The 1,870-nt window shown below is 55.3% G+C and carries 2 protein-coding genes; one reads left to right on the forward strand and one right to left on the reverse strand.

Annotation, left to right across the window (positions count from 1 at the left end; genetic code table 11):
* Positions 1-161 precede the first annotated feature (161 nt).
* Entirely contained in the window at positions 162-782 is a 621-nt protein-coding gene (locus L692_RS0119450) for a cyclase family protein (RefSeq protein ID WP_025701725.1), read from the forward strand.
* 51 nt (positions 783-833) lie between these two features.
* On the opposite strand, the gene L692_RS0119455 is transcribed toward L692_RS0119450, so the two are convergent.
* On the reverse strand, positions 834-1,870 hold a 1,037-nt coding region (locus L692_RS0119455), incomplete at its 5' end, for an FtsX-like permease family protein (RefSeq protein ID WP_025701726.1).

The following is a 1,870-nucleotide window of genomic DNA, read 5'->3' on the forward strand; positions in this document are numbered from 1 at the left end:
AGCTTCACTGCAAGGTTGCACAGGTGCATCCTGCCAAGAGATTAGAAAGTCAAACGAGGTCGTCCTAAACGCAGCTTGCTTAAGCTCCCGCTGCCTTCAGAACCGCCTCGTTTTTAATTGGGGCCATAGTCCCCGGTCAAGAGCAAAGGAGTTAAGAAGCCATGCTTATCGATCTGACCCACCCGATCCGGGACGGGCTGCCGGTCTATCCGGGAGATCCGTCAACGAAGCTCGCAAGATCCGCCGAGTTCTCCCGGGACGGCTATAACAACCATCTCCTGACGGTCAACATGCATGCGGGAACGCATATCGACGGGCATATGCACATGACGGACTGCACGGAGTACATCAATGAATATCCGCTGGATGTCTTTATCGGGGAAGGCTGTCTGCTGGATGCCCGCAGCTGTGAGGCGGTCCGCAATAAGCCGGAGTATGAGCAGGCTGTCTCCGAGGGGCAGATTGTCCTGGTCCATACCGGCCACGGAGCACGCTTCGAAGAGCCCGATTACTACACGGACTACCCGGCGCTTACGCTTGAATTCGCGGAAATGCTGGTCCGCAAGAAGATCAAAATGATCGGAGTCGACACCCCGTCAGTCGATAAATATCCGTTCGACGTCCATCATCTGCTGTTCAAGCATAAAATCCCGATTATTGAAAATCTGGCGAACCTCCACCTGCTTCGCGGGGCGCCGCGTTTCGAAATCACCGCTCTCCCGCTCAATATCCGCGCGGACTCCTCGATTGCCCGGGTCATTGCAAAAATATTTGAAACGTAAAAAAACGGCCGCGCCGTCCGCAACAGGACAGCAAAGCCGTTTCTTCTTTTGTTAGTCCGCGAGCAGGGCCCGCGGCGCGATCGGTTTGATCCGCCTTGCAATGAGCAGGATGATCAGGCAGGCCGCCGCCGCAAATCCCGCGCAAATCGCCGCTACCGGCAGAGCCGGAATCCGGAAGTTGGCGTTGAAAATGCCCGAGCGAGCAAAGAGCAGCGACAGAAAGCCGTTCGTGAGCAAGGCCCCGGCAAGCCCTCCGGCGGCAACGCCTGCGGCGACAACCGGAACAAAGCCGAATCCCACCTGCAGCATGAGCTGCCGGGTGGTGTACCCGAGCGCCTTCAAAATGCCGAACTCTGTTCTTTGCTTAACAATCAGGGTGTGAATGACAAGAAATAATATCAGCGCAACGACCAGCACGGTCGCCGCCATCACCACTGCCGTCACCAGAAATACAGCGTTAACAAGCGAGCCGATTTGACTGGCCAGGGTAGCCCTGACGTCCATTACCATAAGGAGATGCTTCCCGTATTCCGCTTTCACCTTGCGGATAAACTCCTTGCTGTCCGTTCCTTGCAGATAGATGCTAAGCGAATTTTGCCGATACTCCGGATGGATGCGCCGCAATCCCTCCAGCGTAACGGAGGCCGATTCCGCATTGCCGAACTGCTGGGTCAGACCCGTAATCAGGTACTCGCCGCTCTTCCCGCCAAGCGAGACCTTGACCAGATCGCCTATCCGTTTATCCAGCCTCTGCGACATCACGCCAGATATGGAGATTTCATTGTCATAGACGGGCTGCCTGCCTTCATAAAGCGTCTCCCAGTCCAGACCGCCATAATCGGAGGAGACGTTCATGAGCACCGAACGGCCCTCCAGTCCGGCATACAGCCGGTCCAGCATGCCCGTCTTTTTTACTCCGTCCATATTTTCAATTTCCGTAAATATCTTCCCGGCCGAAGGCCCTGCCTCCGCAACCACCATAACATCGCATTGCTCCATTCCGATGAAACGATAAATGAAAGAGCTGTCTTTCGCCAAATTGAAATAGAGGATGAAGGAACACAGGCTTGTAAAAGTCAGGCCGCCGA

The organism is Paenibacillus forsythiae T98, from assembly GCF_000520735.1.
Classification (GTDB): Bacteria; Bacillota; Bacilli; order Paenibacillales; family Paenibacillaceae; genus Paenibacillus_AQ; species Paenibacillus_AQ forsythiae.

Excerpts from the sequence above, each read along its gene's own strand:
- L692_RS0119450 (WP_025701725.1), top strand. The coding sequence starts at position 162 with ATGCTTATCGATCTGACCCACCCGATCCGGGACGGGCTGCCGGTCTAT.